The organism is Psychrobacter sp. JCM 18901, from assembly GCF_000586435.1.
Classification (GTDB): Bacteria; Pseudomonadota; Gammaproteobacteria; order Pseudomonadales; family Moraxellaceae; genus Psychrobacter.
This window is the reverse complement of record NZ_BAWH01000037.1, coordinates 1-6,550: the sequence shown is the minus strand read 5'-3', so window position 1 is coordinate 6,550 and position 6,550 is coordinate 1. Positions and strand designations below refer to the sequence as shown.

Sequence of the window (6,550 nt, the reverse complement as noted above, 5' to 3'; positions counted from 1 at the left end):
CAAAGCAAAGTCAATGGTGTTGCCTGACTTATTGACTGTAAGGTTGGTCTCACCATTTGCAGTACCGATATCGATAGTGTCACCAGCTTTGATAGCTGCGCCATTAGCACCATTACTATTTAGTGTGAAACCACCTTGAAGAGTTGTAATATCACCTGCATTCTTAGTTACATTTTGGTTAGTAGCATGCAATTGAGAGCCATTAACCGCCTCTTTGCTACCAGCAGTTACTGAGCCATTAGCGACATCTGTAATGACTTTATCACCAGCATTAATACCTGTCGAGGTAACGCTTGGACCACCTACAATGGTCACGCCAGTATCATTGACAGTCGTGCTGCCTATTTTTACACGGCCATCAGTGCCTAGATCGATTTTTTTCAGCCAGTTTAACGCTGATACTGCCATCTGTAGCGTTAGATACGGTTTGAATATTGTTTTCTGTACCCGTCGTAGAGCCGCCTTTCACCTTCAATATTTGGTTCGGATTACGAGTGACGACTGCGCCGTTATCACCTTGGTATTGCTGATTAGTGGTATTGATGGCGGTATAGACGTCTCCACCATTAACCACAGAAGCGCTTCCTTGGGTGACATAATTTTTAGTACCACCATTGACGATGCTATCAGTGTTGTTAACCGTCATACTGCCTGATGTAACTTTAGTAAATGTTACATCGTCAGCAGTAGCAACTGTAATGTCTTTGCCGTTACGCGTAATCTTTATATTTTTACCATCTTTGAACTGTACAGTGCTACCAGGAGCAACGTTGCTCGCCGTATCACTGTTGGTTTGGACGTTCCAACCTTGTGCTGCGTACTTGATGGCACTTTCGACGGTAGTATATGTATTGCCATTGACGTTTAGGCTTGCGTTGACTTGATGAGTCGTTGAGTTATAGGCTGAACTACCACCAAGAGCGGTAGCAACACTTTGACCTGCGGTATCTAGATTACTCCCCAATGCAGTTACTGCTTGATTAGTGCGATGAAGCTGCGAGCCGTTGATAGCATCGGTGCTGGTTGCCGATACACGCCCTGCAGCGACATTCGTAATCGTACGCTCATTACCTACTGTACCTACGCTAACCGTACTGGTTGCATTAGTACCTGCATAAGTATAAGTATTCTTATCGACCGTAGCATTTGCAGTATTGACGACCGCACCTGTGATTGAGCCTGCACCGAGGGCTATATCGTTAGCATTGGTATTTGCTTTGGCACCTTGGCCAAGCGCCATGGCGCCTTGTTCTCTGGCTTGTGCCCCACGGCCAAAGGCTATGGTATCTTGTGCACTGGCAGCGGCATTACTACCAATTGCTGTAGCATATTGTGCACTAGCAGCAGCGTTACTACCAATAGCGGTGGTATCTTGCTTACTAGCGGCAGCACTGGTTCCTATAGCAACTGCGCTTGTATCAGTAGCACTTGCACTATTCCCTAGCGCATACGCATTAACCCCGTCCGTATTGGCATTTGAGCTATAGCGAATGAATTCGCTTTTCTAGAGGTCGCTGTGTTACCAATAGCATAACCGCTATCAGCGGTAGAGGTCGCTTTTTTTACCTATAGCATAGGCACTGTCTTCATTGACAGAAGCCTGTGTACCAATAGCAAAAGCATCTTTACCGCTAACAGCGGTCGCTTGAGTCGCTCTAGCACCAGAGCCAATAGCATAGGCTCTGTTTGCGCTAGACTCCGCGCTATCACCTATAGCATAGGCTCTGATTGCAGAGGCTTTTGCTTGATTACCTTGAGCATAAGCGTTAGTGCCACTAGACTGGGCGTTTGTACCTAATGCATAGGCATTGGAAGCGCTAGTCGTTGCCCCAGTACCGATCGCCGTAGAGCTGGTAGCGCCAGCATTGACTGTCGCACGATCACCAAAAGCGTTGGCACTTTGTGCGTTTTTATCGACCGTGGCATTATCACCGATGGCATTGGCACTTTCTGAACCTTCTTCAACTTCGGCAAAGTTACCAATAGCATTAGAGTTCTTAGAATTTTGATGCACGTGGGATTCGTAACCAAACGCCTGTCCTTGCGCAGATTCACTTAGTGCATTCTCCCCGATAGCAGTGGCATGCTCTCTAGTTACTCGAGCTTCGTAGCCGATAGCAATACCGCTATCAGCTTCAGGGTTACCTGCTTGATTCTCAACTCTTGAGTCCTGACCAATAGCAATAGATTGCTTAGCATCAGCTTGTGCTTCTAGACCGATGGCAGTTGCGCCTTCACTCAGACTTCTAGACTGTCTACCTATCGCTAAGCTATCGTTCCCTTCTGCAACGGATAGTCGACCAATGGCTAGACTATAATCACCAATCGCTCCTTGCGTTGGACCAATAGCAATAGCATCTGTACCGCTGGCACCGTTATTAGTGTAGTTAGTATCATCTTTTGTTGTATTGACGCTAATAAAATGTGGACCAGCTTCTTTTAGCTGTCGGACGTTGACGGCATCAGTATCACTTGTACCATCAGCGACTCTGCGTATTTGTGTGCCTTTTAAAGTAATGCTTTCTTGACTAGCTCCATCATATACGACAGCGTTAGGTTCACTGCTTCCTGGGATACCACTAATAGGCAAGCCGTTTTTAGTCAAATAAGCAGATAGCGTGTTTTCACCATCTCGGCTGAATGACAAGCTGCCATCTGAGTTTACAGTAACATCATCACCAAACAACCCTTGTACTTCATTGCCTAATCCCTTTAATTGTCCAACGTTGGCAGCATCTGTATTCTTTACGCCACCTGCAACATTAATGATGCGGCGAAACGTACCAGTAGTCTCGCTACCGATGGAGAAGATAGAGCTGGCTGTCTGACCAGTCAGATAAGCAGTAGCTGAGGGTACGTTAGTCGCTGTATTAGCAGTCGAACCGCCACCGAGCGCTATAGAACCTGAACCTTTGGTTGAGGCATTTATCCCCAGTGCTAGACTATTCTCTCCGGATGCAGCGGCTCTGGCACCCATAGCTAATGCACCATTAGCCGACGCATTAGATGCTCTACCTATAGAGATACTATCATCAGTCGACAGTGCTCCCGTTGCACCTATTGAACTACTGCTACCTGCTTGGTTACCAAGAGCAATATTGAAACTTCCTCCACGTTCAAGACCAGCTTCGTTACCGATAGCGACATTTTCATCACTATCGTCGGCACGATCTTTACCAGCTCTAGCACCGATAGCCACATTACGTCCACCGCCAAACACACCCGAGCCAGCCTCTTCACCGATATAAACGTTGCTGATATCAGCAGATGGTAGCCCAAACGATCCAGCGCCAGCGCCCTTACCCATAGCCACATCGTAGTCCATCTGGGCTTGAGCACCATTGCCGATAGCTACCGCACTCTTGCCACTGGGAGCAAGCATCTGATTTGTACCTGGATTCAGAGCTTCACCGCGTCCAGCTTGGCTATTGTTACCAATGGCTACTGCATTACTACCAGCAGCCGTTACCTGAGCATTTTTGCCACCAGCAAAACTGTTCGCACCAGCTGCAGTCGCGCCAGGACCAATACCAACGGCGCTACCTGTAGCAACGGTATTACGTCCAATACTTACCGCATCGACTGCAGCACTGGCTCTATCACCAATAGCAACGCTAGAGTTGCCAGCGGCGATGGTACCCACGCCTAGTGATAAGCTGTTATCACCTGAGGCAAAGTTGGCACCAGCCTTTAGTGCTGTAATGAACTGATTGACGCCAGCAGCATCAACAGCAACTCCAGCAATTTCGGTAATTTTACTTGTAGCTGTAGGGTTATAGGTACCATCAGCACTCAATGGTGTCCCAGTCGCTGTTACTGAAATGCCATTGATTGCTGTCAAGTCTGTATCGTTATCAGTTAGGCTCAAAGTCGTAATGGGGTCACCAGTTGCCCCAATCGAGGTTGAGTTTTTACCTATAGCTAAGGTTTGCTTACCAATAGCAATAGCGTTCTCAGCTTTAGATTGCGCCTGATTACCTATAGCAGTTCCAGAGTCTAAATCGGCACTAGCGCTACTACCTAAGGCAATACTGTTATCTGCTGTAGCGCTAGTGGTGGCGCCAAACCCGGCTGCAAAGCTACCAATACCACTAGCTATAGACGTCGGGCCAATAGCTATCGAATCATCGCCAATAGCCTGTGAATCGGCTTTTGTAGAATTAGCGTGAAAATAACGTATACCGTCTGACGTTGTAAACAGCTGGTTATAAAGATTGCCACCATTAATGCATCCGTACTAGTCTCAGTGATATCACCATCACCGACGTTAGTAACCGTATTGCCGCCCATGCTTGCTGTTTTGTTACTAGCAACGGTTATACCGCCATTCGCGGTGAGCATACCGCCGATAGTTTGTGTGCCAGTGATACTAGAATTACCTGCTACCGTCTGATTGCCACCAACCGTTGAGTTACCTGTAGTGGTGACTGTAGTGAAACTTGGAGTTGATGAGGTGGCAACTTTAATTTTAGTGCCATCGCGAGTGATCTGAATATTATTATCATTTTCAAAAGTAACTGTGTCGCCTGATGAAATCTTTTGTGAAGCACCAGTATTAGCTTTGATGTTAAAGCCTCGATTGACTTGCGTCTGAACAGTATTCAACTGACCGAGGTTAACCGCATCTGTTGAGACAGTACCATTACCGACGTTAGTAATTTTATTGCCGCCCATGCTTACTGTCTTGCCACTAGCAACGGTTATACCGCCATTCGCGGTGAGCATACCGCCGATAGTTTGTGTGCCAGTAATACTAGAATTACCTGTTACCGTCTGATTGCCACCAACTGTCTGATTACTACCAACCGTTAAATTGCCTGTAGTCGTGACTGTAGTGAAGCTTGGGTTCAAAGAGGTGGCAACAGAAATCGTATTACCATTACGGGTGATTGCGATATTATCGGCGTTGGTGAAATTTACCGTAGCTCCAGGAGCAATCGTCTGTTTGGTACCACCATTTGCTTGAATATTCCAGCCTTGGTTCGCGTTTGTCGCGGTTGTTTTAACCGCATCCAACTGACCGAAGTTAACCGCATCTTTTGTAGCTGTACCATCAGCGACATTGGTCACTTGGTTATTGCCCATGCTTACTGTTTGGTTACTGGCAACTGTCAGGCCGCCATTAGCGTTAAGCGTACCACCTACGTTGGCATTGCCCGTAGTCGTGACTGTAGCGAAATTTGGGTCTTGCGAGGTGGCAATAGAAATCGTGTTGCCCGTGCGTGTGATCTTAATATTACTATCACCATCTTGAAAAGTAACCGTCTCTCCTGGACCTATCTGTTCTTCAACGCCATTGTTGCTTTAATATTAAAGCCTTTACTAGCAGTTGTCTTAACCGCATCTAACTGACCAAAGTTCACCGCATCTGTGGTAGCGGTACCATTAGCGACATTGGTTACCTTATTGCCGCCCATATTTACCATCTGACCACCAGCAACGGTCAAGCCACCATTCGCGTTTAGCATACCACTAGCTGTGATACTCGCTCCGGTAACGTTGCCAGTAGCCGTAACATCTCCATTAGCTGTAACGTTATCAAAATTACCATCATCGCTATCGCTGCATACTAAACCCAGATGCCGCAATTCCTGCACATATCGCCGTCAACCGCAATAACTTCGCGCCTGAGTTGGTCGCTTCTGATTCTACAGAGTTTGAACTGACTGAGCTATGAGAAGATTTTCCACGGGCTTTTGCATATTCTGCAACAGCCATAAAGCAGTTTAATGATTCGTTCCAGATGACTTTATAGCTACGATTCATAACTTATACATCCTATATATATTGAAAGTGAGAAAATATGAATAAAACCTGTAGCCATTAGTCTTAAACGAGACAGTGTCTACATTAGTTTTTATATAACACTACTGGTATACCAAACGTGTTAACTACTCTAAGAGCAGTGAAAATACAGAACAAAATTTGATATGAGCTTTTCTCGGTGGCACTAGAGAATATGAAGCCCATGTAATTTCTACGTACAATTGTTACTAAAAATTAACACTTACGATGTAATATAAAATAAAGATTGTACTATATAGATTAAGTTGTTACTTGATAGTTTTTAAACAAATGTCACTCATAAACGAACAAAGCGCAATAGCATTGACTCGAAATGCAACATACTGACCAAGTAATTTTGTGCAATAAACGTTCCACAATGCGATTAATAATGATGGTCGTTTTTATACTAGTAAGTTTTGCTGGCATAAGTTACCCATTAAAAAAGCCACTTAAAGATAAATAGCTTTTTTATATACTCAGATCTGACCTGTTAAAAGGTAAGTTAGTTTGAATATGATAATGCTGAGATATCATCTATATGGGCATGATATTAATCACTATTAACTCATGTACGATTAATAATGTTGGTTTGATAGGCTTTCGGTGTTATCCCAAAACAAGCTTTGAACGCTTTAAAGAATTGACTATGGGACTTGTAGCCTAATAAATAAGCAACATCAGTTGTAGATAGTTGTTTCTCTGTTAAGTACAGCTCAGCCAGTTGTCTTCTGGTTTCTTCTAGAATCCTTTGAAAGGATGTACC

Annotated in this window: 6 protein-coding genes and 3 pseudogenes; all 9 read right to left on the bottom strand. The window is 45.0% G+C overall.

Annotated elements, in window-relative coordinates; genetic code table 11:
- Nucleotides 1-408 (bottom strand): annotated as a pseudogene (locus TT11_RS16345) (hypothetical protein); the annotation flags it as partial.
- Nucleotides 359-1,240, bottom strand: a complete 882-nt coding sequence (locus TT11_RS16340; protein ID WP_261871175.1) for a hypothetical protein — start codon at nt 1,238-1,240, stop codon at nt 359-361. The pseudogene TT11_RS16345 and the gene TT11_RS16340, both read right to left, overlap by 50 nt.
- A 57-nt stretch (nt 1,241-1,297) precedes the next feature.
- Nucleotides 1,298-1,492: pseudogene (locus TT11_RS17570) on the bottom strand (hypothetical protein); the annotation flags it as partial.
- Between the two features lie 48 nt (nt 1,493-1,540).
- Entirely contained in the window at nt 1,541-3,868 is a 2,328-nt protein-coding gene (locus tag TT11_RS16330) for a hypothetical protein (protein ID WP_261871173.1), read from the bottom strand.
- Nucleotides 3,869-3,895: 27 nt separating this feature from the next.
- A pseudogene (locus tag TT11_RS17565) lies at nt 3,896-4,114 on the bottom strand (hemagglutinin); the annotation flags it as partial.
- Nucleotides 4,115-4,116: 2 nt separating this feature from the next.
- Nucleotides 4,117-5,085 carry a hypothetical protein gene (locus TT11_RS16325; RefSeq protein ID WP_261871172.1) on the bottom strand — a complete coding sequence of 323 codons (969 nt, stop codon included), beginning with the start codon at nt 5,083-5,085 and terminating at the stop codon, nt 4,117-4,119.
- A gap of 191 nt (nt 5,086-5,276) precedes the next feature.
- Nucleotides 5,277-5,597, bottom strand: coding sequence for a hypothetical protein (locus TT11_RS16320; RefSeq protein ID WP_261871171.1), 321 nt, complete (start codon nt 5,595-5,597; stop codon nt 5,277-5,279).
- Complete coding sequence (locus TT11_RS16315) at nt 5,557-5,766, bottom strand: ESPR domain-containing protein (RefSeq protein WP_261871170.1); 210 nt, start codon at nt 5,764-5,766, stop codon at nt 5,557-5,559. The genes TT11_RS16320 and TT11_RS16315 overlap by 41 nt, the downstream gene beginning before the upstream one ends.
- 586 nt (nt 5,767-6,352) lie before the next feature.
- The coding region (locus tag TT11_RS16310) for an AraC family transcriptional regulator (RefSeq protein ID WP_261871169.1) at nt 6,353-6,550 on the bottom strand (198 nt) is incomplete at its 5' end.